Raw genomic sequence first — 25,745 nt, forward strand, 5'->3', positions numbered from 1 at the left:
AGTGTGAATATATGCGAATACTGCAACTTCATTGTGATTCTATTGAATACACTCCGACAAAAAAAGAGATAAAATCTGCAGAAGAAATTGAAGATCCTAAGACTATTCTTTTAGAGGAAATTGTAGTTGCTTTTGTTGCCATTGAGGATGGTGATGATTCCTCTGTGGCTCAAAATGCCATTTCTCAGATTAAAAATTCAATGGAAAAAATTGGATGTAAAAAATTGTTATTATACCCATATGCTCATCTTAGTTCCAATCTTGCAAAACCCTCAATTGCTATTTCTCTACTCAAAGAAATGGAAGATAATGCATCCGAACTTGAAGTCTCTCATTCACCATTTGGTTGGACCAAGTCATACAAAATTCAAGTAAAGGGCCATCCTTTAGCTGAGAGCTCCAAAGTTGTCACAAAAGACTCTTCAGTATCGGGAGACAAAGAAATTACATCTGATGCTCTAAAGGGTGAATCAAAAATTCGTTCTTATTGGAAGATAATGACTCCTGATGGAAATATGACAAACATTGGTGATTTTGATTTCTCAAAAAATAAAAAGTTAGAAATCTTGGCAAAATACGAATCTGCAAAAATTCGTAAAGTCGATGAGCCACCTCCACATGTTGCACTGATGAAAAAAATGGCAATAGCTGATTACGAACCAGCTTCTGATTCAGGAAATATGAGATTTTATCCTAATGGGCGTTTGATAAAATCATTAATTGAAAGATATGTTACTGATAGGGTAAAAGAATATGGAGGATGTGAAGTTGAGACTCCAATCATGTATGATTCTGAACATCCAAGTATGGTGAGTTATTTTAATCGATTCCCTGCACGACAATACAATATTGATTCAGAAGGCAAAAAATTATTCCTAAGATTTGCTGCTTGCTTTGGCCAGTTCTTGATGGCTAATCATCATCAACTATCTTACAAAAATTTGCCATACAAACTATACGAGCTTACTCGTTATAGTTTTAGACGAGAGCAATCAGGTGAGCTAGTTGGTTTGAGGAGACTAAGGGCATTTACTATGCCTGATTGCCATGCATTTTGCAAAGATTTACCACAGGCAGTTGATGAGATAAAAATCCGATTTGATCTTTCTCAAAGTGTTTTACGTGAGCTTGGAATCGAAGAATCTGATTATGAGATGGCAATTAGATTCACTGAAGATTTTTACAACGACAACAAATCATCCATCGAGGAATTAGTAAAAAAGCATGGCCGACCTGTTCTTGTTGAAATGTGGAAAGAAAAATTCTTTTATTTTGTTCTAAAATGGGAATTTAATTTTGTAGATAATCTTGGTAAGGCTTCTGCACTATCAACAGATCAAATCGATGTTGAAAACGGAGAACGATATGAGATTGATTACATTGATGAACACAATCAATCTAAACACCCTGTAATATTGCATAATTCCCCCAGTGGTGCCATTGAGAGAATTATTTACGCACTCTTAGAAAAGGCTGCAAAAGACTCCAAAGAGGGAAGAAAACCTCAATTTCCATTATGGCTTGCTCCAACTCAAGTTCGAATAATTCCATTAAATGAAGAATTCTATTCGCACTGTGAAGAATTATCTGGAAAAATATCTTCAAAAAACATTCGTGTAGATATTGATGATAGAAATGAAAGTATTGGAAAGAGAATACGCGAAGCAGAAAAAGAATGGATACGATATATTCTGGTAATTGGTGAAAAAGAGATAAACTCTGCAAATCTAAGTATTAGAGATAGACAAATGGGAACTGTTAGGGAATTATCATTTGATGAATTTATAAAAGAAATTAATGATCAAACTCAGAATAAACCATACACTGGTTTGAATCTTCCAAAACATCTCTCAAAAAGACCACAACTAATGGTGTAAGAAAATGAGTTTCCTTGATTTATACATGAACAAAAATCCTATGATTACTGCGTCAAATGAAGATTCAAAACCTGTTGCCACAATATTTGGAATTCCTTTTGATGCAACCCATTCATACAAGCCTGGATGCAGATTTGGAGCCGATGCCATACGTGATTCTTTTAACAACATTGAGATTTTTCATCCTGAATTGCAAGTAGATCTTGAGGAAGTCCACATTGAGGATTTAGGAAATACACGCCATACAGTTGTTTCATCTGAGATGGTTGACATGGTTAAAAAAATTACAACAGAGCTAGTTGCAAAACAAGTTCAACTATTCATTTTAGGTGGTGAGCACTCTATTACATATGCTACATATTCGAGTTTTCCAAAAGATACTGGGTATGTAGTGTTTGATGCACATTATGATTTACGAAATGAATTTGCAGATAGTAAATTAAGTCATGCTTCATACTTGAGAAGAATTATAGAAGAAAGGGGGGCTGAAAATATTTTGCATGTTGGTGCACGCGCATTTGTTAGAGAGGAATTAGAATTTCTTAAAGAAAACAACATAAAAACAATATCTGATAAAGAGGTGCGTGAAGGAAAAGGACCTGCACTACTAGCTGATTATTTATCATCATTTGATAATGTTTATGCTAGCTATGATCTTGATGTTTTGGATCCTGCGTTTGCACCCGGCGTTGGAAATCCTGAAGCCGTGGGAATGACATCAAGGGAATTATTTGATCTAATCTCCTGCTTTAAGGATACCAATGTGACCGGTGTTGATATAGTTGAGCTAAACCCTTATCATGATAATGGCTCAACTGCTTCCCTTTCTGCAAAAATAATCTCTACAATGATTGCAATGAATTTGTCTAAAAAATAATTTTCTTAATATCCTGCAAATTCTCTAATTAATAATGTCAAAATTATACTGAATGCGATGATTGTCCCAATTGAAATTTTAAGTGATCTATCCATGCATAATATCATAACATCTTTTTATATTACTTTTTGTCTAATTTATTCTCAAAAAACACTCTATTTCTAATATTTTGCCTTGGATTGTGCTGTGTTGACTTTATTAGATAGTATTTTGGGGGTATCTCGTGTTAAATAATCTCAGGGAAACACTACGTCCTACACTTGAAAAAATTGGCAAGGGATTTGCATCTACAGGACTTTCTCCTAATTTTTGGACTGTTGTAGGTCTAGTTATTGCATTTGCTTCAGCCATAGTTTACGGACTTGGCATTGAATATGGGTTAATTATTGGAGGAATCTTGCTTCTTGTATCTGGATTTTTTGATATGGTTGATGGCCAAGTAGCTAGAGTTACTGGCAAGACATCAAACAAAGGATCTTACCTTGATTCAATGTTTGATAAAATTGCAGAGACTGCAATATTTTTAGGAATTTTAATTGGAGGCTATGCTGAACCATATCTTGTTTTACTTGCAATCACATTATCTTTACTTGTTAGCTATGCAAGAGCAAAATCAGATGCACTGAATATTAAATTACAAGGGGTAGGAATTGGTGAAAGAGCAGAAAGGCTTTTGGTAATTGCGATTATTGGCATGATTGGATTTATGAATTATGCTGTAGTGATTGTTGTAATAATTGCAGCAATAACCTTAATCCAAAGAATGATTGTAACTGCTAAAAATATTAAGGAATAATACTAACGTAGTTTTCCGCGTTTTCTTCTATTATCTGCAGATCTAATTTTTAATATTTTAAAGTGAATTGCACATGAAATACAATACCATTTCAAAACTGTTGGTGATGCAATATATGCACCTTGAGCCCTTAGCTCTTTTGCCAAAGTATGTTCTACAAGATTTAATCTAGATGTAACCTTTTTTGCTTTATCTTTTGGAACTGTTTGTCCACAGTTTGTACATTGAACTACACCTGAGGATCCTTTTCCTCCTTTGGTACGTCCTCTGCTAGCACGCTTTAGTGGCATGAACCTAAACTAATTTGCCTACTTATATTCTTGGTGGGTTAAATTTTAGATATGCCTGACAGATCTGGATTAATCCTTAGGTAAATTTTCTTCCTTAATCCGCTTATCAAAGAACAAACAAGCTGTAAGATCTCCTCCCACATTTACCATCGTTCTGGTCATATCTAATATCCTGTCCACTCCTAATAACAAAACAATTCCAATAACTGGTACTCCTGCTGTTAAGAGGATTGATGATAGTATCACAATACCTGCACCTGGAGCTGATGGTGCCCCAATTGATGCAGCAAGAGCAGTTACTGCAATTAAAATAATTGTAGTAGGTGCAAGATCAATGTTGAAAAGCTGGGCAAGGAAAAACACTGCCACTATTTGATATAATGCAGTACCATTCATGTTAATTGTCGCACCAAGTGGAATTACAAACTGTGAAACTGCAGGTTTGACTTTCATCTTATCTTCTGCAGTCTTAAGTGAAACCGGCATTACTGCAGCTGAACTTGAAGTAGAGAAGGCAAGAAGCAGAGGGTCCTTCATCATTTTAAGTGTGGATAATATTGGTCTGTGAGCAAATACTTTGATTATAATTATGTAAACTAACATCATTATGAAAAGACCTGCAACAACTGTTGCCATGTATGTTCCAAGTCCAATTAGTGCATCCAGACCTACTTTTGATACAATATCTGCCATAAGACCAAATGCTGCAAATGGTGCTAAACGCATAGCCCACGAAACTACCTTCATTGTAATTCCTTGCACTGACTCTAGCAATTCCATTATTGGTTCAGATTTCTTTTTTGGTAAAGAGATCATTGCTACTGCAACAAACAATGCAAAAATGATTATGCTTAGCATTTCTCCTGACATGAAAGATGTCAAGGGATTACTTGGGATGAGACCTATGATCTGCTCAGGTATGTCAAGAAAATTGAACTCCACATTTTGTACAAGCTGCTCTGTCTCACCAATTTCTAAACTTTCTAGCATTGTAGCACTATCAATAAAACTTCCTGGCATGATGGTTGTAGCTACAAAGACTCCAATTCCTAATGCAATGACAGTAGTTACAACAAAGTATATTGCAACTGAAAGACCCATTGTTCGAAGTTGTTCTACACTACCAGCTGATAAAAGCCCCCGAATAATTGAAGCAAAAATAAGAGGTACAATAATCATTTGAATGATTTTAAGAAATAGATGAGCTGGGATGGAAAGCCATATTGTTATAATTCCGCTGATGTCTTTTTCAATAAATCCTGCTTCAGGACCTAAAATTAATCCCAAAATTAATCCCAAAAATAATCCAAGTAGAACCTGTGCCCATAATTTTTTTTTAACTAGATATGTGACCTGAGGGATAGGACTCTTGAAAGATTTTATCACCATTTATCAAAAACTCCATTTTTACCAATAAAAGAAATATCTCTGTTATCTGGTTTGAAAATCTTGATTTGGCTTTTAGTAGTGTGTTTTTTCATAATTTTTTATGAGATTGCTGATATTTCTCTTTGTTATTTCTTTTTTAGTTGTTACTGTAAGTGCAACTGCTATCTATTTGATTGAATCTACTCATGAGGATGCTCAAATCACGAATCTGATTGATGCATTTTGGTGGGCTTCAGCTACTGTGACTACTGTTGGTTATGGTGATATAGTACCTGTTACAGAAGCAGGAAGGATAATTGGGATTGGTCTTATGTTTGTAGGGATTGCAATTATTGGCTCCTTTATTTCGGCATTTGGTGCAATGTTGGTTGGTTGGAAAATGAAAAAACATGAAAGTTTAGAAAAAACAACAAAATACTTGATCATAAAAAAAATTCACGATATTGAGAATCTTGAAAAACACGAGGTTGAGTTACTCATATCTATGCTCAAAGATCTTCATGATGAAGCAAGAGTCAATCAAAAATTAAATTCAGATTGATTAGGGGAAAATTCATGCCTGATTTTTACTCAAAAATACTTCATGTTTTAATTGTAGATTGAATTAATTTAATTGATATTTAATGCGAGGCCTTTGCCATAATTGCTTCACATCAGGAATTGAGGTAATGATATCAAAAGGACAGGTACTGTGCAAAGATTGTTTTGATAAGGTAAATGCAAAAAACTAAATCCACTAAATTTTGAATTAGAGAAATGAAATTAGCCCTTTTTTCTCATTGCGCAATTGATACTATTACTATCAATAATCAGAATTATGAGCAAATTGGAGGTGCAGCATGTTATTGTGGAATTACTGCACGAGAATTAAAATTTGACGTTGAATTATTTACAAAATTTGGTTCTGATTTTCCAAAACAGTATTTGACAGAACACAAAATTAATTTCAAAAATGCAGAGTCTGAGAAAAAAACCACAAAATTTAGTATTGCTGTAAATGGTGCTGATAGAACACTACATCTTGAAAATCAATGTGACTCTATTGAATATGATCAAATAAATGCAGACTGTCATCTTGTAAGTCCGATTTATCATGAGATAACTGATGATGTATTTTCTAAAATTAAAAATGATTCAAATTTCTTATTTGTTGATCCTCAGGGTTTTTTGAGACAAGTTGACTCTCAAAAAAATGTGATGCTGCAAAAAACTAATCTTAATTTATCTGGTGTAAATGCCATTAAGATAAATCCTGAAGAAGGAAAACAAATTGTTGATGGTACTAATGATGAAATGATGTTAGCTTTGCAAAAAAAAGGAATAGAATACGTACTCCTAACTGATAAAATCAATGTGTCTCTTTTGGTAAAAAACAAAATTTACTCTATAACTCTTCCAAACAAACAAGTCCATGATACTACTGGAATTGGAGATATTTTCTGTTCGACCTTTTGCTGTACAATGATTAAAGAAAAGGATTTTTTGTGGGCTTTGTGTTTTGCAGGTGGTGCAGCTCAAGCCGCACTGGAATCACAAAATGTGGGTTTACAAAAGATTCCACGCAAAGGGACAATTGAAACTAATGCCTCATATTTCTATAATTTATTGAAATTCAGAGACCTGTAGCACATTATTCTTTTATTGTACCGATTAGTTTGTTACTTTTGTGCAAATAGGAATTTACGGTTCTGGCTCTTCAGATACTGCAGCAAAGACGATAAAAAAAATACTTGATGATTCAGGGATAAAGTCATTCCCTATTACAAAATCAAGGAGTAAGCCATGTGATTGCATCATTGTCTTAGGTGGTGATAAGGGTGTTAGAAATTATTTTCATAGGACATTTGATTCTACTTCTCCTGTACTTGGAATAAGTGAAGGTGAAGCAAGTGGATTTCTTGCTCAAATTGAATTAAGAGAATTTTCATCTTATGTTAATATTCTAAAAAAACAAAACTTTACAGTTGAGGAAGTACCGCGCCTTGGAGTAAAAATTGATGGAAAGAACGTTTATCCCGTATTAAATGACGTGGCAGTTTTTTCTTCAAAAAGTGCAATGCTTATGGAACATACACTTCGAGTAAATGGGGAAGAAGTGTGGCATGATAATAGTGATGGTATCATTGTATCAACTCCAATTGGTTCATCCGCATATTCTATGTCTGCTGGCGGTCCTGTTTTGTTTCAAGATGCTGCTGTTTTTGAGATAATTTCAGTAAATTCACTTGATGTTACTAGAAGACCAATTATAGTTTCAAATGAGAGCTCAATTGAAATTGATGATATTTCGGCTAGATTACACTGTGAAGTGGTTTTAGATGGATTGGATAGATACAAAGTTAACAAAACCGTGGAATGCAATCAGTTTTTCCCTCATGCTAAAATCATTCGTCTCAAAAAAGACTCTACTGCAATTTCTGCACTTGCCAAAAAAGTCCATTTGGCCGAGGAGTTACTAAGTATGCCTCCAAGCTCAAAATTACTCTTAAAAACACTAGAGTATGAAGGTGCATTGACTCAAAAGGATCTATCAAACAAGACTCTATTGCCTGATAGAACAGTTCGTCTTGCACTGAGTCATTTGTTAAAAAAAGGCTATGTCAAAAAGAAAGTCTCTATTCGAGATGCAAGACAAAAAATTTATGAGATTTCAAAAATTGAATAATTATTAATCCTTTGAAATCGATTCTGTATGTGATGGATCAATAAAAGTTGCATCTTCAATTCGTTGTTGAATATTTTTTTTATAACATTCCATTGAGCAAAATTCCTTAATTCCAACTTTAAATGATTTTTTACACAGTTTACACTGTCCCATTGTTCTCATTATTTATGATATTAAAAATGACATAACACTGTTTCTTTTATTTCCCACAAGTGGGAATTCATATGAATAATTAACCCGCTTTACTCAATAAACTCTTGCCAGAGCTTGCAAATCTAATAATGATATTGCATTAAAATTTAGATTAATAATTGGCTGCATCAGATCATTTTTTGCATTTGTATGGCTTAGCCCTAAAGCATGTCCTAACTCATGTCTGATAATTGATTCAAGCTGTATTTTTGATAGTTTGTCTGCATCATAAATTTTCACAAATGCTTTTTGAATATTCCCATTACTGTCAAAAAATAAATCTGTGTATCCGTCATATTTTTGTGGACTGGATTTATCCATCAAATATATTGTAATGATATTTGAGCTTTGAGGGTTGTATTGAATTTCTAATGTTGGAATTTTTACTCCATAGGATTCTGAAATCGATTTTATTCCTTCATTCCATCCAAGAAATAGTGCTCTTGAATTTTTTACTTTCTTTGAATTTATTGCATCTTCTACAATATCTACTTGATATTCTCCAACACTAGAGTCTCTTATTATGAGAACTGGTATGATGTTGTCTTTCAACTCTTTCCATGCTCTCAATTCTTCCCACTGAGTGTCATCAACTGCCCATACATCCGATGGTAAACAGACTGTAATTATAAAAACAATGATGAATAGGATTACTACTCTCACATGGTATGAACATAATATTAAATAATAATTGTATGTTTGTAGTAAATATTACAGTGTCTTTTTTATTGTTAAAATATGTGCAATAAAATTTGAAAAATTATATTAATTTTTGAAATATCTTTGACTGATGTTAGAATTTTTCAGATGAAGCTTTGATAAATGACACAAATGATTCTTCAGGAAAACCTGGTCTGCTGTTGAACTCTGGATGAAATTGCACACCTAGATAGAATTTGTGTTTTGGAATCTCAAGTATTTCCATTCTTTTTTTATTATCACTATCTGCTGAGAAAATTAATCCATTTTTCTCAAATTCTGGAATGTACTGTGTATTAATTTCGTATCTGTGCCTATGTCGTTTGCTAATTGTATCGCTATTGTATATTTTTTTAGCATTAGAGTTTTCTTTGATTTTAACCTCATTTGCTCCTAATCGAAGTGAACCTCCCATATCTGAGATGTTTTTTTGTTCTGGAAGCAAATCTACAATTGGATTTTTTGTATCTGGTTTAATTTCAGTTGAATTGGCATCATCTAATTTCAAAACATTCCTTGCAAAAGCAATTGCAGCAAGTTGAAATCCAAAGCATATTCCTAGATAAGGTATGTTTTTCTCTCGAGCATAATTTGCAGTTTGAATAATGCCTTCAGAACCCCTAGTTCCAAATCCTCCGGGTACTAATATTCCATCATAATTTGATAAAATGTTGTAATCAGTAATTGATTCCGAATCTATCCAATCAATGTCGATTGATTTTCCTAATTGTGCCCCTGCATGTTTTAGTGCATGATTTACACTCACATAACTGTCAGCAAGTGTAACGTATTTTCCAACCATTGCAATTCTTACTTTTTGGTCTTCATGATTTACCATGTTGCTTGCAATCTTATTCCATTTATCCCAATTGGCTGAGGCATTAACCATTCCAACTTTACCAAATTTAGTAAATATTGAATCCATTATTCCTTGATCATAGAGAATTTGTGGCACTTCGAAAATTGATTTTGCGTCATGACATGACAACACATCTTTTGTGGTTACATTTGTAAACATTGCAATCTTCTTCTTTGTTTTTTCTTCTAATGGCAATGAACATCTGACTGCCAAAAAGTCTGGCTGAATACCAATTCTTCTAAGTTCCTGAACACTGTGTTGGGTAGGTTTAGTCTTTTGTTCACCAACTACATCTAAGGATGGTGCAAGTGTTACGTGAACAAAAATTACCTCTTGTGGTCCTTCTTCTACTCTCATCTGCCTTAATGCCTCTAAGAATGGTAAGGATTCAATATCTCCAACTGTTCCTCCACATTCTACTATTAGAAAATCTAGTTTCTCATCTGCTGCAATTTTTTTAATTCTATTTTTAATCTCATCAGTTACATGTGGTATGATTTGGACGCATGCTCCTAGATATTCTCCTTTTCTTTCTGCCTCGATAACTGATGAATACACCTGTGCAGTTGTAATATTATGTGATTTTGGAATATTTTGGTTTAGAAATCGTTCATAATTTCCTATATCCATATCACACTCGCCTCCGTCTTCAGTAACGAAAACCTCTCCATGTGCAACTGGATTCATTGTTCCAGCATCATAGTTTAGGTACGGATCAATCTTTATGCATGATACTTTTTGATCAGCTAGCTGGAGTAGTTTTGCAATTGAGGATGTTGTAACACCTTTTCCAAGGCCAGACATCACACCACCTGTGACAAAAATGAACTTCGTCTGCACATTTATGAAACGAGTATCTGGTTTTTGTATGTTTTGTCGATCATGATTGATTGAAATAGAAGATGTTGTTTTAGCCTCTTATGAGGCTGGCATTTTTTGCTTTTCCACTTTTAGTAATCTTGTTTGTTGGTTCTACATTTGCTTTTGCAGAAAAAACCCATACTATCATAATGCCTTCGGGTTCATCAGATCCTGATGCCCCCTATTTTTGGTCTGAAAAAACTACTGGGTCAACAACTGGAGAAATTACTGTTTATCCTAATGACATAATTCTATGGGAGAATGCAGATACTGCTTTTCACACAATTACTTCTGTTACTCAATCTGGTGAAGTTGATGGGAAATTTGATAGTGGTTTTATCAATGCCGGCGATTCCTATAGTCGCCAGTTTACAGAACTAGGTGATTTTTACTATTTTTGTAGTATTCATCCGTGGATGAATGGGGTTGTCCATGTAGTGAAGAATCCTGGAAGTGTGAAATCCATCCATAATGTTGGCTCTGGATATAGTGATGATGGTTTAGGATTTACTGTAAAATATGTTCTTGATACCAATCTTCAAAATGCTGTTACAATTAATCCTCCTGACAAAACACTGATTTTTAGAATATCTGGAGAAACCGAAAATGAGCAGATTACGCTAATTCTACCTCCAAAACTAATTGAGAATCCTACATCTGTATGGATTGATGGATTGATGACTGATTTTAAAACTGAAATCACTTCCACTGGTACCAAACTAATAATTCCAATATCTCCTCATTCAAAAGAAATTAAAATTATGGGAACGCATGTAATTCCTGAATTTGGATTCATAGCAATTGGAATTTTAACTGTTGGATTAATTACAACATTGTTTTTTACTCGTTCTAAAGTTTCTTTGAATTAGAAATCATCGATCTTTAAACCTGTAAAAAAATTTTAGATAAGTTGAACATTTTTTCAGTATTTCATCCGAGATTTTTTTATTATTGTTAAGGTAATATGTTATGAGAACATCTAGTCTGGTGGTCATACCTGAAATTGAGTTTCCCCTCTATGCCTGTCTGAAAACCTGACCACCTCTCTAAGACGGTTATTATTTTAGAATTGTTTCTTTTTTGAGATTTTTTGTAAATGATGCAATTTTTGCTTCTAATTTGTTAGGTGCAGTCTTTTCAATTACTTTTAGAAAAGCACTACCTACAATTACTGCATCAGCTCCTGCTTTGATGTATGTTTTCACGTCTTCTGGCGTTGAAATACCAAAACCTATACCCACTGGGATTTTTTCTTTAGTAAGTTTTTTGACTTCTTTGATGGCATTTAGCGAGTATTGTTTAATTCCTGACTTTATTCCAGTTGTTCCAAATACTGATACTAGATACAAAAATCCTGAAGATGCTTTAGCAATTCTATGAATTCTTTTTTTACTTGTGTTAGGTGAAATTAAAAATATTGTATCTGCCTTTGTTTTTGCAGCATGCAAGTATTCTTTTGATTCTTCGACTGACATGTCTGGTAGTATGAATCCATCAATACCTGCCTTTTTTGCATCTTTTATGAATTTAGAATAACCTCTATGATACAAAATATTGGTATATGTCATTAGCACTAATGGGATATCTGTCTCTTTTCTGATTTTTTTAACAATGTTAAAAAATTTGTTTATCTTTGTTCCATTACTTAGTGATATAGTGCTTGCATTTTGAATTACAGGTCCATCTGCTAGTGGATCTGAGAATGGAAATCCCAATTCAATAATATCTACTCCTCCCTTTACCAAACCTCTTACTGTTGACAAAGTTGCTTTTTCATTTGGATAACCAACCATTATGTATGCAATCAATGTTTTTTGGTTTTTTGCAGTATTTGCTGCAAATTTTTCTTTAATCTTTGACATGTTTATTCAAATAATTTTGTACTTCTTCGACATCTTTGTCTCCCCTGCCCGAAAGTGTTACCACAATTGATTCTGATTTCTTTCCTTTTCTAGCTACCTTAATTGCTTCAGCAATTGCATGTGCTGATTCTAGTGCAGGAATAATTCCTTCGGTTCTGGTTAACATCAAGAATGCATCGATTACTTCTGTATCTGTTGCAGAGCGATATTTTACTCGTTTTGTATCTTTATAGTAAGAATGTTCTGGGCCAACCCCTGGATAATCAAGTCCTGCTGAAATACTATGTGTCTCAGTCACTTGTCCTTCATCGTCTTGAAGCAAATATGTCATCATCCCATGCAATACTCCTTTGCTTCCAGCAGATAATGTGGCAGAGTGCATCTTTGTTTTTAATCCATGACCTGCAGCTTCTACTCCAATAATTTCTGCATTTGAATCTACAAGTGGATAAAATGTTCCAATTGCATTGGAGCCTCCTCCAACACATGCTATTACCGAATCAGGTGTTTTATTGTTGATTTTTTTCATTTGTGATTTTATTTCATTACCTATAACACTTTGAAAATCTCTGACCATTACAGGATATGGATGGGGACCAACTGCTGAACCTAGAAGATAATATGTTGTCTCCACATTTGTAATCCAATCTCTTATTGCCTCATTAATTGCATCCTTGAGTGTTTGTGAGCCTGATTTTACTGGATGTACTTTTGAGCCTAAAAGATTCATGCGAAATACATTGAGTTTTTGTCTTATCGTATCTTTGTATCCCATGTAAACTTCTGCTTTCATTCCCAAAGCAGCACAAGCCATAGCTGTTGCAACCCCGTGTTGTCCAGCCCCTGTTTCAGCAATGATTCTTTTTTTATTCATTTTTTTTGCAAGAATTGCCTGTCCTAATGTGTTGTTGATTTTGTGAGCTCCTCCGTGCAAGAGATCCTCTCTTTTAAGATAGATTTTTGCACCTCCTAATTTTTCTGATAAATTTTTTGCATAGTATAATGGGGTTGGACGACCAGCATATACTTTGAGATAATAATCTAATTCTTTTTTGAAATTTTTATCATTTTTATATTTTAGATAGTTTTCTTCCAATTCTTCTATTGCAGGAACTAGTGTTTCGGGAATATACTTTCCACCAAATTCCCCGAATTTACCATTTTTTGGATACTTCAATATGCATTCACCAATTTTTTTACTTGTTCTTCAATGTTATCACTTTTCATAATGCTTGATCCTATAAGAAAAGCATCTGCACCACACTTTTTTAGATATTGAATGTCTTCAGGTGTCTCTATGCCACTCTCAGATAAAATCAGTCGTGATTTTTCTTCACCTGCCAAAATATTTTCAGTGGTTTTAAGATCTATCTCCAATGTGTCCAAATTTCTATTATTAATTCCAATTAAATCGGCATCTGTTTTTAATGCATTTTGAAATTCTTGTTTTGTGTGCACTTCAAGTAAAATCTGTAAACCTTGTTTATGACCATAATCTATGAACTCTTCAATTTCATTGAGAAATCCTTTGTCGTACAGAGATTGGATTATTAGCATAAAATCTGCTCCCATCTTTTTTGCCGCATCAATTTGGATTTTATCAATCATGATGTCTTTCATTAATAGTGGTACGTCTACTGCCTCCCTTACTTTCATAAAAAATTCTGGAGATCCATTAAAGAGATGAGGCTGAGTAAGAACTGAGAGTGCTTTTGAGCCTCCAGAAATCATCTGGTTTGCAATACTTACTGGATCAGTCAATGTTCTAATTTTTCCTAAAGAAGGGGATGCAAACTTTACTTCTGTTAGAAGGGTAGCATGGGGATTTGTCTTTATGATTTGTATAAAATCTTTGGTTGATTTTTGTAAATCTGAATCAACATCGTATACTCCATCATCAATTGCCATCTGAGAATTATTTACTAATTTTCGTAAAATATTTTCAGCCATCTTTTATCTCCTTTAACTTTGAAAAATCTCCTGTATCTTTGACAAATCTTTCTAATAGTTGCATTGCCTTTCCATCTTTTATTGTTTTGAGCGCCAATTCAATTGCATCTTCAAAATTCTTACTAATGTTTGAAACAATTAACCCCCCTGCTGCATTAAGTGCAGTTGTTTCTATCATTGCTTGATTTGCTGTATTATCCAATACCTTGACAAATGATTTTATGGCATCATCCTTAGTTTTTATTTGAATATCTGACATCTTTGACTTGTGTAATCCTAGAACTTCAGGATCAATTGCATTCATTAGTGTTTTTTCATTTTTTAAAATACATACTCTATTTGTTGCACTAGTAGAAAATTCATCCATTCCATCATCAGAACGAACAGTCATTATGTTTTGGGCTCCTTTTCTTTTAAGAATTTGTGGAAGTCTATCTAGGTACTCAATAGAGAAAACTCCTACTAATTGATTCTTAACTCCTGCAGGATTTGAAAGCGGCCCTAGAAGATTAAACGCTGTTCTTTTTCCAATTTGTTTTCTAGCAGTGGAAACAAATCTCATTGCTGGATGAAATTTTTGGGCAAACATAAAACAGATGTTGTGTTTTTGCAAAATTTCTGAAATTTGTAATGGTTCTAAATTTAAGTCATATCCAAAATATTCAAAAATATCTGCACTACCTGATACTCCAGAACTTGAACGGTTTCCATGTTTTGCAACTACTCCGCCAGCTGCTGCCACTACAAATGATGCTGTAGTTGATATGTTGAAAGTCTGGAGTTTGTCTCCTCCTGTTCCACACATGTCGATTACTGTTCCTTGATTTTTAGGCTTAATTTTAAGCGAAAATTCCTGCATTTTATCCAACATTCCTAAAAGTTCATCATCTGTCTCACCTTTGTCGGCAAGATTTGATAGAAAATTCACATTTTCTGAATCAGTGGTTTTTCCAGAAAGAATCTCTGTCATGATCTGATTCATCTCATCATAGGACAGGTCTGTTTTTTGTTTTAATTTTTCAATAATATTTGAAATCATTATTTCTCCTTTACTTGTTTTATAAAATTTGCAAGAATTTTTTTCCCGTCCTCTGTCATTATTGATTCTGGGTGAAATTGAACTCCCTCTATTAGATATTCTCTATGCCTAATTCCCATTATCTCTCCATCATCTGACGCAGTTGCTGTTATCTCAAGGATGTCTGGAATTATAGTTTTGTCACCAACTAAACTGTGATACCGTGTTGCCCTAAATGGATTTTTTACATCTTTGAACAATTTTGAATTTGTATGTGACACTGAACTTGTTTTACCATGTCTTACACATCCTGCATTAGTTACTTTGCCACCAAATGCATCAATGATTCCTTGATGTCCTAAACATACTCCGAGAATTGGAGTATTTGGTCCTAATTCTTTGATTACCTTTGAGCATATTCCAAAATATTTTTTATCTTCTGGCGTACCTGGCCCTGGCGAAATAATTATTGCATCATATTTTTTTTCAATAATTTCTTCTAATGTGATTTTATTATTTCTTATTACATCACAGTCAACTCCCAATTCTCCTAAATACTGTGCAATGTTATACACAAACGAATCATAATTATCAATTATTAGAAATCTCAATTTGATGCCTCCTTTAATGCTTGAAGCATTGCGCCTGCCTTATGTTCAGTTTCCTTAAACTCATTTTTGTCAATAGAGTCAGAAACAATTCCAGCACCTGATTGAACAAATCCTTTATTTTTTTCAATGAATATGCTCCTAATGGCAATAGCAAAATCACAACATCCATTATATGAAAAATATCCTACAGCCCCTGCATATGGTCCTCTGGCCTCAGTTTCTAACTCATCTATTATTTCCATAGCTCTGACTTTTGGTGCGCCTGATACAGTTCCAGCAGGAAAAACTGCTTTAAACGCATCAAACATGTCGTATTTAGGATCTAAAGTGCCTGAAATATGACTTACAATGTGCTGAACATGACTGAATCTCTTAATCTCCATTAATGATTCTGGATGAACTGTTCCATATTTGCAAACTCTACCAATATCGTTTCTTCCCAAATCTACTAGCATTGTATGCTCAGCTAACTCTTTTTCATCATTAATTAATTCCTCAGCTAGTCTGTTATTTTCGTTATCATCATTTGTAATTTTTCTTGTTCCTGCAATTGGAAATGTTTCCACTTTGTCATCTGTAATTCGGACTAACATTTCTGGTGATGCTCCAATTATTGTTTTTTCACCTTGCTTTAGATGATACATGTATGGTGATGGATTTAGCTGTCGAAGTGTTTTGTATAATGCAAGATTATCTCCATCAACGTCAAAAGCAAACTTTCGTGATAGTACCACTTGAAAAATATCTCCATCATGAATGTATTTTTTAGCCTTGTTTACAATTTCTGAATATTCTGATTCATTCATGTTTGGTTTTACTTTGCTGGCACTAAATTTCCCAAAAGCGTCTTCTCCTAATTGAAGTTCCTCGAATCTATTTTCTTCATTATAGAAATAAAATAGTTTTTTGTGTAAATTATCAAATAAAATTCCGTCATCATAAATTCCAAATTCCATTAGTGGTTGAGGTGAATTATGAGTATCTGGAATGTCTTCTACTATTCTTATTGCATCATAATTGACTACCCCTACAGCACCTCCGAGATATCTATAAGATGTATCGTTTGATTTGTTGATCAGTTTTTTTAATTCTGTAAATGGATCTGGTGTGTCAATTGTTTTAGTTTGATTATTTTCTATAATCTCAACTTTATCCGAATATCCTTTTAGGATTATTTTAGGGTCAAACCCCATTACTGAAGTTTCGGATAGTACTTCAGGACCAGTAAGTGATTCAAAGAGAAATGAATGAGAATAATTTCTTGAAATTTTATTATAAATTTGAAATTGGTTTTCAGATAAATCTAGGGGTATTACTTTTGCTTGTGTTTTTCCAAAGGTGTCCACCCATAGACAAAATTTTGGTGGTTTATTATTTAAATTGATGAGTAGATTATCTGTCACATTATTTGTTTGGATTAATTGATTCTCTAGGCTCAATATGGTTACGGTATAGTACGGTACCTTTATATCATATTTGATCGTATATAGAATCATGCAAAGTGTGAGAAGCGCTATTATGCAGGATTTACAATTTACTAAAAAATCGCATAATCTGCAATCATCAGTATCGAATTTTGAGTGCTATGTTTGTGGAAAGGGCATTGAAGATGGTCATTGCATTACGGCAAAAACCCTTCCAAACGGCATTGTGCTATTTTGTGATGTTCATTATTCATTACAATAAACTGAATTAATTGATCGCTGTATGGAAATTAACTCGTAACTTTTTAGCTAAAAGTGATTATTTTTGACTCTAGTTTTTTAACAAAAACACCTACCTATGTCTTCCATTGAGTCAGAGACATCTCGCGGTGTTAGCTGGGAGCCCAAATGCTCACATAAACTAGTTAATGCATTACAGAGTCTCCAAAGTAAAGGAGACTGACTTTTTCTTTAGGCTTAAAAATTAAAACTTTATAAAAAATAAAAAATCTATTGGGACATGGCCCATTCATAGATGAATTTTACTTGTTCCATGAGAATGATATTGATATCTTTGATTTTCTGTTCAAGATCTGCAATATGGTTTCGAAGTTCTCTATTCTCTTCTTCTAATTCAGATATTCTCTGTTCTAATTTTTGAACTTGATTATTGTCGTGAACAACATCTGTCCTAGTTGGTTCAATACTGTGATTTTCATAGTCTTTGTTATCGTATTTTTCAAAGAACATTATTACCTTTTTTGCTTCCTCTTCAGTCAAGTCTGTTTCAGATACAATGAGTCTTATTAGAGATTCAATATCTCCTGATTCCCATAATCTCTGAATTTTCTCCATTGGTATAGAATCTAGTATTTTATCTGCAAGCTTTTCAATTGAATCCCATTCTGGATCATCTTTGTAGGGTTCCTGATATTCTGTATGGTAATCTGCACTCTCTTGATAATCATGTCTCTTATAGTCTGGTTTTTGCTCTAAATAGATATTATCTGTACCATCATATTCCTCTGATATTCTTTCCATCTCTTCTTGGAACATTTTTTCTAACTCATCGAATTGAATACGCATTTCTGAGTCTAGATTTTGTCTCTTCTCATCAAATTCATCAAATAACTCATTGAACATCTCATCTATTTCTGAATCTGAAAGAGTTGAATTTGATTCGATTTTATCATAAATCTCCATCTTTCTATCTTCGTAGTATCTATCCAATGCTTCATACTCTTCTTGGAACATTTTTTCAATACTGATGCGTTTTTGGTTAAATTCTTCTTCAAGAATTTGACGTTTATCATCCCATTTTTCACCATCATATGCAAATGCTGGAGTTATTGTTCCTACAAATATGATGGCAAATAATGCTAGTATCTGTACTGTCTGCATTGAAATTAATTTTTTATTTTAGCATTTAAAATACAATGTGTAATCTATAGTAACAGTTATCAATCAAAAACATATCTAGGCACAATTTTGTTTTTTATTCTGTCCAGATTGGTTGTGTTTTAAGCCAGGCAATCAAATCCTTGTATAATTTACTTTTCTGCATATTCAGTATTCCTATCTCAAGATTAGTTGATGATTTGGCAGTTTTGGTATAGTTTGGATATATTGCAAAAACTATTTTATCCAAATACATCTCATTTTGCATCTCTTTTTTTGCCAATTCTTCGGATTCAGTCATGGCAAAACTTGCAAATAATACACCATCTACCCAGTATGCATTTGCTGATTCCAATGAGGACATCATTCCAATCAGGTCATCAAGATTTAGTTTGATCATGTCTCTGACATGAATTCGATCATATGGCTTGTGGGTAAATTCTGTCATGAAATTTGGTTTTTGTTGATACTAATGAAGATTTGCAAATTTTATAACTAGTTTTTCTAAATTTCTACTATGACCAAAGATGATGAAATTCATTCCAAAATTGAACTATTTGTAACAGAATTTCCCAAAAAGGGATTCAGTATAGTTGATTATCTTCAAGGTAGAGTTCATTTTGCTTTACTTGATCAAATGAAACTTATGAACAAATCAGGTATGACTAAAAATCAAATCAAAGAGACTGTGCTGAAAAATGTAACTGAGATAATTGATAATTTTGATCCACAAAAAGAATCAAAAAGTTCTTGAATCCATTTTTGATGATTCTGCCATAATTATTTTGTGACATTTACAATAGCAGTTAGTGTGAGGCATATCGTTATCATTTCTATACTTGCATTCTTTTGTATGTTCTATCATAGACATATTTTGTATACTGTTTACTATCAATTAAAAGAATATTTTTTCATTTGTATGATTAATTGGAGTCTTATAAAACAAAAAAATGATTAGGTTTTTCCTAATCTACTCTGTTGCTATTCTTTGGTTGGATCTCGGCTCAATATGTTTAATACATGTTCCACAATTTGTTTTTGTCCTCCTTGGTGAAGATCCATTCTTACTGAATCTGAACCCATGCTGACAAAAATTAAGTTGTTGTCTCCTAATGGAAAAGTCATTCTAGTGATTTTTTCAAATGCTGCTACTGCATACAATCCCTTTCCAATTTTTGGGCTTAATTCTCTTCTTCCCTTCCAAGCTGCAGCTGCTCTCTTAAGTGAAGAAGCAGTTTCATCTGGTGATAGGTAGTTTGTCACACCATCTCTATGACTTGTTGAAAGAATATTTCCTTCAATATCTGTAATTATACTGTGTCTGATGTTGACGTCTGAATCCATAATTCTCTTTAAGAGATTTTCAAAATCCATTCCATTTAATACGTACAAATATTACTTAAGGGATCTTAATTTCTCAGAATCCATTTATACTCATTTTTGCTATTTGGATTATGTATGAAGGAAAATGTCCCTTCTTTAAGTGGATTGATAGGATTTTAGGAAAAAATTCTGATTCTGATGATTTCAAAAATAATTAAAAATATCTATGTGAATTCATGATTCTTTTTTGTACTCTGTATAGTCTAAAATAACATCATTGAGCATTCTTAGAATGTCTTTGTCCTTAAAATCAGACTTTTTTAACAAATTCCATGTTTTTTCAATTTCTTCTTTTAAAACAAATAATGTTCTTTTATCATCACAATGCATATTTTGAAAAATTTAACATCTCATTTATGCTTGTCTTGAGTCTGTTTTAATTTCAGATATGTTCAAAAATAATCTGAATTTCAGGTTAAAAATATTGGGTTTAGTTTGTTAGTTCAGAATCTTTTGTGATTTGTTACACCAACAATTGGGGCTACATGCTGAAAAAATTTCAGACAATTTATTCCTCAGAAATGAGCCATGAGATTCCTATTGCTTCTTCCCATGATGTTTGATTATTATTATCTTCCATGATTTGACTTATTCAAATTTGTATTTAACCCAAATGAACGATTTATCAGTATCAATACTATGTATGATTTAGTAGTGATTCTTTAAATTCAATTTGTAATATTTGTATTACCCGACCATAAGTGATGATGATTCAAATCTAAAATCTTTTGAATCACATCATTTTATTTCTCTAAATTCGCACTTTTTTCATAATAGTACTCTTGCTTTTTTAATTCCTTCTCCGAAATAATCCTGCATTTTCTCATAGGAACTAATCTTGAAATTTGTTCATATGTATTCATGTCTCTGACATCTGCTGCAAATGCAATTTGCAATAATGGGGATTTCTCTTCGATCATTGGTTTTGCTTGTTCATATCCTCCACTTTGTCGCATACCTGTTCGAAACAGACCTACATGCGTACTGCTTTTAGATACTTGAGGATCTTGATAACAACAAATTGCAAACTCACCATTTTCTTTTTCAATGATTGTCAATCGAGTAAATTTGTCACTCCAATCCTCTATTTCTTTAGCAATGGCAATTGCTTCTTTTTTATCCTCAAAAACCGTAGATACTACTAGTCGATCCTTTTCATATGCCCATGAAATTCCATAAAAATTCCTGTGCCAAGTAATCTCAAATGACAATGAAAATCATATACAAATTATCAAATTAATGGTTTCGAATCTAATGAAATTAATGTGTTGTGATTTAATATGTAAATTATTCCTTATGGCTAATAAACAACAAATATTTGAAATGTATTTTAAAAAAATAGAATCTAGCAACTTTTGTCACATTCACATTTTCTGCTGAAGAACAGATTTTTGAATGCTTCAAATTTTGACTGACTAACTGATGGTTTTGTTTTACCAACAATTTTGAATAATTTTATTCCAGTCTCGGAGCTAGTTCCTTTTAGTGCCCATGTTCCATTCTTCATTAGATATGGTTGTGGGTTTCTCATTGACACCTTTTTTCGTGCCTTAATATCATATGCCTCTATAACTGACATTGTTCATAATATCCTCATATCTATTACAAATCTAGAGTTAATTTTTACACAGTTTTTTGTTTAAAAAAAATTTCATTCAAGCACGAGGAATTTTTTTATAATTTAATCTATGCATAAAATATGAAAAAATTAGTAATTTGTTAATTGAAAAGTTGTTTTGGATTGTTCTTTAAATTAGTAATATTTTGATATTATTTTTAAACAAATGTTTGATGTATCCAACTTTGTTTTTTTATATCTCGAGCCTAAAGTAATAATGACGCCTTCGTTTAGTGGTTTAGGCATGCTATAAACGACTACTATTCCAAGACGTCAGTTAGTCTCTATTTTTTAATAATGCCTCACTAGGCGTTTTTTCTTTATTTGATTTCCAATGCCAACTATGCTGAGTTTTCCAATGTTTCTCTAATTCTTCTACAGTTGGCTCTTTTCCCAATGGCGTTCCACATAATTTACATTGCTTCATTTTTTTCCTCGTCTTTTTTCTTTTTAGATTTAATTAATGGATGACATTGATCTGGTAAATTTTCATCTTCACACATAATTATTTTCAGTACTTGTCTAAACTTAAGAGTTTACTAATTTTAAATTTTTACTTTGATTTTGAAAATGACTATATTCAAGTGATGTTAGTCAGTTGGTTTTTTCTTTTTATTGTCTCTGAATTTTTCTCTTTTTCTTTTTCGCTCCAAATCCATTATTTCATATTTTTTTCCTAACTCGCAGAGCTTCATCTCTCCTGTTCTTTCATCATGAATTGATTCAAACATCCCACTAGATAGTAGCTCTCCAATTATGTCCCATGACTTGCTTTCTGAAATTTCAAATTTATATGCTAAAGTGGATGCTCTTGTAAAAAAACCACTCTTGGAATTTCTCAATACAAATCTTTCAATCTTTTGTTCGGTTGTCAATGATGGCTCTTTTCTTCTAAAACTTCTGAATGGTTTTCTATCTGGCATTGAATTATTGATGATTTTCTTGTATTTTAGTTATCATTTTGAATTAATTGTGTCTGGATCATTATTTCCTGGTAAATATTTGTCTCCTAATCGTGATTTCATTTTTTCATCAAATTCTTCTTGAAGTCTTGTGAGGTAAATTTCAGCTTCTGTTTCATCATCTGGAATTCCAGTATCTGTTTCATAATTGAAACCCGTTGCTAAATGATAAAATTCCTCAAAGAATTCTTTGCAATCAATTACATCTGCTGTATTGTCTATGGATGTTACAAGACAATCCTGATCGATTCTAAAATTTAGGCATATTTCCTCTTCAATCACGGTATCAGCCAGTATTGCCATTAGGTATGGTATGAATTTTTCATCTATTTTTCCCTGCCCTTTATTTGCAATCCAAAACTCATTTCCTTCCTGAAAATGATCAAAAGTTCTTACAACTACATCTCTGATATCTGAATCTGGGTATGCTAATTTTGATTTCCATGATTCAACAGTGAATTTTTCTGGCTCTACGTAAACAGAGTCAAATCTTAAATCCTCATTAAGTTGTTCAAACTCCCAAATCTGTTTATTTGTCCACATTGGAGAATATTTGTCTATCAATTTTCTAGTATTGTGGTTCATGGTAATTAGGTATTTTTCTATTGTTTAATTCTATCTTAGTTGTTTATCCCTGATTTTAAGAAGGCAATTGTACATTCCGCTAATTCTTTTGTTGTGTGCTTTTTAAGATCATGTTTGCAGTTAGGACATACTCCTAATTCTGTAGAATTTTCATCATCACCAACTTGCTTCATACAGCACTCCATCAACTCTTCTGTTGAATGAGACTCCATTGATAACTTACATGTTGGGCATTCAGTCATTAATTTACCAATGTTATCTTATATTGTATGTTAATAAATTATGATGAATTTCAAATAGTGTATGGACATGATAAAAAAATTTGAACAAAGATTACAATGCATTTGCAATGACTATGTAATTTTTGAACTTATTGATGAGATTGAATGTGACTGGGGATCACATACAGTAATCCAATGTCCTAACTGTGAGGAATTATTTTCTATAGACAAAAAATGCCCTGCATTTAGTGATGTTGAAAAATTATCTAAAACTAATAATGGGTTGTACTCCAATCGTGAAATTTCTGATTATTTTACAAACTCCCATCCTGGTTAATTTTAGGCCATAGATAAAGTTGGTAATTGATGTCGTCCTGCGTTATGGCAATTACCAACATTCCAGCTAACCTATGGCAATATTGTCAATTCAAAAATTTATCTTAAAATAAAAAATGTGTGTATTAGTTGATTTTAGTTGTTGAAATTATTAATCTAGGCGCAAAGTTATTTCTCAATAGAAAGTTTTAGTTACTAATTTCATTTCAATACTGCATTGAAGGCCGTAATTATAGTAGTTTTTGCCTTGGTCATGTTTGGATATATGTGGTATTCTGATATGCTGCCATTTAACACGTTTCAAAAATCCCCTGCATTAACCCCTTCTGTTGAGAATATTCAGCAAATCTCAAATGCGATTACCCCCAATGAGAAGCAAATAATTTACTATTCTTTTGAGGATGTTCCTCAAATACCTGATAAACAAATACCTGTTTCTGCTCTTAAAAAGGCAATTGAGACATGGGAGCAAAAAAACCCTCAACTAAAATTTGTGCAATCTAAGAATTCAAACATTGAAATTAGATGGCAAGAATATGCATCACCTACTCACACAGGACTTGCAACATGCAGCACTGTTTTGTTTGGGATTCTTACTCATTGCATTTTAGATATTTCAGTAGGGGCTGAAGATTGTTCTGGAGAATTTATTCAAAATGATGAAAACATGGTTGCAAATATTTTGATGCATGAAATAGGTCATGCATTGGGATTAGCTCATACAAGTGAAGAAGGTCATTTAATGTATTCTACTGAATCTCCAGAAAAAACTTTTAATTCAAGGGGATTTATTGTTCCTGAAAGATTTGAAGAATTATACATCGGTCAAGATGAATTATTACAACAGGAAAAAGAAATTAGTGATAAAATAAAATCTCTACAAAGTAAGATTTCACGCGAGCAAAAACAATATGATGAATATTACAAACAATACCAATACTATGAAGGTAAAACTCTATCTGAACAAGATTATCAAAAAGCTCAGCAGATTCTAGATAAATTAAATTCTCAAGGTAAAAGTGTAAACTCACTCATTGATAAACAAAATCAATTAATTGAGCAGGCTAACGAAATAGTTTTCCAGTTGGGATGTAATCCTAATTTTGAAATTACACAATAATTAGCTGAACAAAATACTAAATCCTACGATGAGTGCTGCAATTGAAATCCCCATCCAGATATAGAATTTCTTGTTCATGCTCTTTGTAAAATTAACTGAAATTAATAGTTTGGAGAGCAAGCAAGTTTAACATCCTTTTTGCATCGACTCTTTGGGAGTTACGGTCAGATGTCAAACCAGCAAACACCTTGCTTCCAATTTATTAATGATTGGTATATTCAAAATTTCTTAAAATAAAACATGTCTTGAAATTTGATCAAAAAGCGTTGAAAAAGTGATCCATTTTATGATTTTATTCGAATTTGAGCCTATCAAAAATTAACCTACTCGATAAATGTTCAAAATGTACATACAATATCTTTTAGTCTCATATGGAAAATAACTATCGAGTCATCCGTTTGACGGCGTTCCTACGTTTGCCTTAACTGACCATACCCTAGAATTCTGATGCCGTCAAACATATTATTTAACATAAAATTTTTCAATTAAATTCGTTCAATAGAATTATGATCATAGTTTGTAAGGGTGCTCAAATAAACAATCACTTTGAAAAATGTTCTTTTTTGCATGATGGCAAGTGGGGTGATGTAGAATTAATTGAGCATGAAAAATACCATAAATCCTTAGAATCTAAGATTCATTCATGGTTGGGGTTTGACATTCCTCAAACTTTTGGTAGTTTTAGTGGCCGAGATGGTAAACGCGAATAATTTTGTTGGATATTTCTTTTAATCAAACACATGTCAATAATT

At 32.8% G+C, this 25,745-nt stretch carries 32 protein-coding genes; 11 read left to right on the forward strand and 21 right to left on the reverse strand.

What is annotated here, in order from left to right; translation table 11 throughout:
* Positions 1 to 11: 11 nt before the first annotated feature.
* The 3 genes from ACX119_RS04640 to ACX119_RS04650 all read left to right on the forward strand — a co-directional run bounded on the left by ACX119_RS04640 (position 12) and on the right by ACX119_RS04650 (position 3,550).
* Positions 12 to 1,877 (forward strand): threonine--tRNA ligase, encoded by a 1,866-nt coding sequence (locus tag ACX119_RS04640; RefSeq protein ID WP_459351957.1) that lies wholly within the window; start codon positions 12 to 14, stop codon positions 1,875 to 1,877.
* Positions 1,878 to 1,881: 4 nt separating this feature from the next.
* On the forward strand, positions 1,882 to 2,754 hold the full coding sequence (gene speB / locus ACX119_RS04645; protein ID WP_459351958.1) for an agmatinase: 873 nt from the start codon (positions 1,882 to 1,884) through the stop codon (positions 2,752 to 2,754).
* Between the two features lie 223 nt (positions 2,755 to 2,977).
* A complete protein-coding gene (locus tag ACX119_RS04650; protein WP_459351959.1) occupies positions 2,978 to 3,550 on the forward strand; it encodes a CDP-alcohol phosphatidyltransferase family protein in 573 nt (190 codons plus the stop codon).
* Positions 3,551 to 3,552: 2 nt separating this feature from the next.
* Here the strand turns inward: ACX119_RS04650 and ACX119_RS04655 are convergent, their stop codons facing one another.
* Entirely contained in the window at positions 3,553 to 3,840 is a 288-nt protein-coding gene (locus ACX119_RS04655; RefSeq protein ID WP_012215306.1) for a 30S ribosomal protein S26e, read from the reverse strand.
* A 69-nt stretch (positions 3,841 to 3,909) separates the two neighbouring features.
* Positions 3,910 to 5,229: a dicarboxylate/amino acid:cation symporter gene (locus tag ACX119_RS04660; RefSeq protein ID WP_459351960.1), complete on the reverse strand. Its 1,320-nt coding sequence runs from the start codon at positions 5,227 to 5,229 to the stop codon at positions 3,910 to 3,912.
* A 100-nt stretch (positions 5,230 to 5,329) separates the two neighbouring features.
* Between ACX119_RS04660 and ACX119_RS04665 the strand changes: the two genes are divergently transcribed.
* The 3 genes from ACX119_RS04665 (at position 5,330) to ACX119_RS04675 (ending at position 7,894) form a co-directional block, all read left to right on the forward strand.
* On the forward strand, positions 5,330 to 5,770 hold the full coding sequence (locus ACX119_RS04665) for a potassium channel family protein (RefSeq protein ID WP_459351961.1): 441 nt from the start codon (positions 5,330 to 5,332) through the stop codon (positions 5,768 to 5,770).
* Positions 5,771 to 5,985: 215 nt separating this feature from the next.
* Positions 5,986 to 6,855 (forward strand): PfkB family carbohydrate kinase, encoded by an 870-nt coding sequence (locus ACX119_RS04670; RefSeq protein WP_459351962.1) that lies wholly within the window; start codon positions 5,986 to 5,988, stop codon positions 6,853 to 6,855.
* Positions 6,856 to 6,895: 40 nt separating this feature from the next.
* Positions 6,896 to 7,894, forward strand: coding sequence for an NAD(+)/NADH kinase (locus tag ACX119_RS04675; protein ID WP_459351963.1), 999 nt, complete (start codon positions 6,896 to 6,898; stop codon positions 7,892 to 7,894).
* A gap of 3 nt (positions 7,895 to 7,897) precedes the next feature.
* Here ACX119_RS04675 and ACX119_RS04680 read toward each other — a convergent pair whose 3' ends face one another.
* The 3 genes from ACX119_RS04680 to pyrG all read right to left on the reverse strand — a co-directional run bounded on the left by ACX119_RS04680 (position 7,898) and on the right by pyrG (position 10,448).
* The gene (locus ACX119_RS04680) at positions 7,898 to 8,056 is read right to left on the reverse strand and encodes a hypothetical protein (RefSeq protein WP_459351964.1); all 159 of its coding nucleotides are present in this window, start codon (positions 8,054 to 8,056) and stop codon (positions 7,898 to 7,900) included.
* Positions 8,057 to 8,140: 84 nt separating this feature from the next.
* Entirely contained in the window at positions 8,141 to 8,749 is a 609-nt protein-coding gene (locus ACX119_RS04685) for a matrixin family metalloprotease (protein WP_459351965.1), read from the reverse strand.
* Positions 8,750 to 8,879: 130 nt separating this feature from the next.
* On the reverse strand, positions 8,880 to 10,448 hold the full coding sequence (gene pyrG, locus ACX119_RS04690; protein WP_459351966.1) for a glutamine hydrolyzing CTP synthase: 1,569 nt from the start codon (positions 10,446 to 10,448) through the stop codon (positions 8,880 to 8,882).
* A gap of 116 nt (positions 10,449 to 10,564) precedes the next feature.
* On the opposite strand from pyrG, the gene ACX119_RS04695 reads away from it, so the two are divergent.
* Entirely contained in the window at positions 10,565 to 11,374 is an 810-nt protein-coding gene (locus ACX119_RS04695) for a copper-binding protein (RefSeq protein ID WP_459351967.1), read from the forward strand.
* 189 nt (positions 11,375 to 11,563) lie between these two features.
* Here ACX119_RS04695 and trpA read toward each other — a convergent pair whose 3' ends face one another.
* The 8 genes from trpA to ACX119_RS04735 form a co-directional block, all read right to left on the reverse strand.
* A complete protein-coding gene (trpA, locus tag ACX119_RS04700) occupies positions 11,564 to 12,367 on the reverse strand; it encodes a tryptophan synthase subunit alpha (protein ID WP_459351968.1) in 804 nt (267 codons plus the stop codon).
* Positions 12,354 to 13,544 (reverse strand): tryptophan synthase subunit beta, encoded by a 1,191-nt coding sequence (gene trpB, locus ACX119_RS04705; protein ID WP_459351969.1) that lies wholly within the window; start codon positions 13,542 to 13,544, stop codon positions 12,354 to 12,356. The genes trpA and trpB overlap by 14 nt, the downstream gene beginning before the upstream one ends.
* Positions 13,541 to 14,317, reverse strand: coding sequence for an indole-3-glycerol phosphate synthase TrpC (locus ACX119_RS04710; RefSeq protein ID WP_459351970.1), 777 nt, complete (start codon positions 14,315 to 14,317; stop codon positions 13,541 to 13,543). The genes trpB and ACX119_RS04710 overlap by 4 nt, the downstream gene beginning before the upstream one ends.
* On the reverse strand, positions 14,310 to 15,356 hold the full coding sequence (gene trpD / locus ACX119_RS04715) for an anthranilate phosphoribosyltransferase (protein WP_459351971.1): 1,047 nt from the start codon (positions 15,354 to 15,356) through the stop codon (positions 14,310 to 14,312). Before trpD ends, ACX119_RS04710 begins: the two co-directional genes overlap by 8 nt.
* Positions 15,356 to 15,946, reverse strand: coding sequence for an anthranilate synthase component II (locus ACX119_RS04720; protein WP_459351972.1), 591 nt, complete (start codon positions 15,944 to 15,946; stop codon positions 15,356 to 15,358). The genes trpD and ACX119_RS04720 overlap by 1 nt, the downstream gene beginning before the upstream one ends.
* Positions 15,943 to 17,292, reverse strand: coding sequence for an anthranilate synthase component I family protein (locus ACX119_RS04725; RefSeq protein WP_459351973.1), 1,350 nt, complete (start codon positions 17,290 to 17,292; stop codon positions 15,943 to 15,945). Before ACX119_RS04725 ends, ACX119_RS04720 begins: the two co-directional genes overlap by 4 nt.
* A 588-nt stretch (positions 17,293 to 17,880) precedes the next feature.
* Positions 17,881 to 18,771: a hypothetical protein gene (locus ACX119_RS04730; protein ID WP_459351974.1), complete on the reverse strand. Its 891-nt coding sequence runs from the start codon at positions 18,769 to 18,771 to the stop codon at positions 17,881 to 17,883.
* A 94-nt stretch (positions 18,772 to 18,865) separates the two neighbouring features.
* On the reverse strand, positions 18,866 to 19,216 hold the full coding sequence (locus ACX119_RS04735) for a hypothetical protein (protein WP_459350157.1): 351 nt from the start codon (positions 19,214 to 19,216) through the stop codon (positions 18,866 to 18,868).
* Between the two features lie 69 nt (positions 19,217 to 19,285).
* Between ACX119_RS04735 and ACX119_RS04740 the strand changes: the two genes are divergently transcribed.
* On the forward strand, positions 19,286 to 19,522 hold the full coding sequence (locus ACX119_RS04740) for a hypothetical protein (protein WP_459350158.1): 237 nt from the start codon (positions 19,286 to 19,288) through the stop codon (positions 19,520 to 19,522).
* Positions 19,523 to 19,749: 227 nt separating this feature from the next.
* On the opposite strand, the gene ACX119_RS04745 is transcribed toward ACX119_RS04740, so the two are convergent.
* The 8 genes from ACX119_RS04745 to ACX119_RS04780 all read right to left on the reverse strand — a co-directional run bounded on the left by ACX119_RS04745 (position 19,750) and on the right by ACX119_RS04780 (position 23,558).
* A complete protein-coding gene (locus ACX119_RS04745; protein WP_459350159.1) occupies positions 19,750 to 20,142 on the reverse strand; it encodes a hypothetical protein in 393 nt (130 codons plus the stop codon).
* Between the two features lie 183 nt (positions 20,143 to 20,325).
* A complete protein-coding gene (locus ACX119_RS04750; protein WP_459350160.1) occupies positions 20,326 to 20,481 on the reverse strand; it encodes a hypothetical protein in 156 nt (51 codons plus the stop codon).
* A gap of 413 nt (positions 20,482 to 20,894) precedes the next feature.
* On the reverse strand, positions 20,895 to 21,362 hold the full coding sequence (locus ACX119_RS04755; RefSeq protein ID WP_459350161.1) for a hypothetical protein: 468 nt from the start codon (positions 21,360 to 21,362) through the stop codon (positions 20,895 to 20,897).
* A gap of 134 nt (positions 21,363 to 21,496) precedes the next feature.
* Positions 21,497 to 21,730 (reverse strand): hypothetical protein, encoded by a 234-nt coding sequence (locus ACX119_RS04760; protein WP_459350162.1) that lies wholly within the window; start codon positions 21,728 to 21,730, stop codon positions 21,497 to 21,499.
* 316 nt (positions 21,731 to 22,046) lie between these two features.
* Complete coding sequence (locus tag ACX119_RS04765; protein WP_459350163.1) at positions 22,047 to 22,196, reverse strand: hypothetical protein; 150 nt, start codon at positions 22,194 to 22,196, stop codon at positions 22,047 to 22,049.
* 163 nt (positions 22,197 to 22,359) lie between these two features.
* Positions 22,360 to 22,692 (reverse strand): hypothetical protein, encoded by a 333-nt coding sequence (locus tag ACX119_RS04770; protein WP_459350164.1) that lies wholly within the window; start codon positions 22,690 to 22,692, stop codon positions 22,360 to 22,362.
* Positions 22,693 to 22,725: 33 nt separating this feature from the next.
* Entirely contained in the window at positions 22,726 to 23,316 is a 591-nt protein-coding gene (locus tag ACX119_RS04775; protein WP_459350165.1) for a hypothetical protein, read from the reverse strand.
* Positions 23,317 to 23,351: 35 nt separating this feature from the next.
* Complete coding sequence (locus ACX119_RS04780) at positions 23,352 to 23,558, reverse strand: hypothetical protein (RefSeq protein ID WP_459350166.1); 207 nt, start codon at positions 23,556 to 23,558, stop codon at positions 23,352 to 23,354.
* Between the two features lie 61 nt (positions 23,559 to 23,619).
* On the opposite strand from ACX119_RS04780, the gene ACX119_RS04785 reads away from it, so the two are divergent.
* The 3 genes from ACX119_RS04785 to ACX119_RS04795 all read left to right on the forward strand — a co-directional run bounded on the left by ACX119_RS04785 (position 23,620) and on the right by ACX119_RS04795 (position 25,703).
* Complete coding sequence (locus ACX119_RS04785; protein WP_459350167.1) at positions 23,620 to 23,874, forward strand: hypothetical protein; 255 nt, start codon at positions 23,620 to 23,622, stop codon at positions 23,872 to 23,874.
* Between the two features lie 216 nt (positions 23,875 to 24,090).
* Positions 24,091 to 24,993: a matrixin family metalloprotease gene (locus ACX119_RS04790; protein WP_459350168.1), complete on the forward strand. Its 903-nt coding sequence runs from the start codon at positions 24,091 to 24,093 to the stop codon at positions 24,991 to 24,993.
* Between the two features lie 506 nt (positions 24,994 to 25,499).
* Positions 25,500 to 25,703 (forward strand): hypothetical protein, encoded by a 204-nt coding sequence (locus ACX119_RS04795; protein ID WP_459350169.1) that lies wholly within the window; start codon positions 25,500 to 25,502, stop codon positions 25,701 to 25,703.
* The last annotated feature ends 42 nt before the right edge of the window (positions 25,704 to 25,745 follow it).

The organism is Nitrosopumilus sp. S4 (assembly GCF_054515835.1).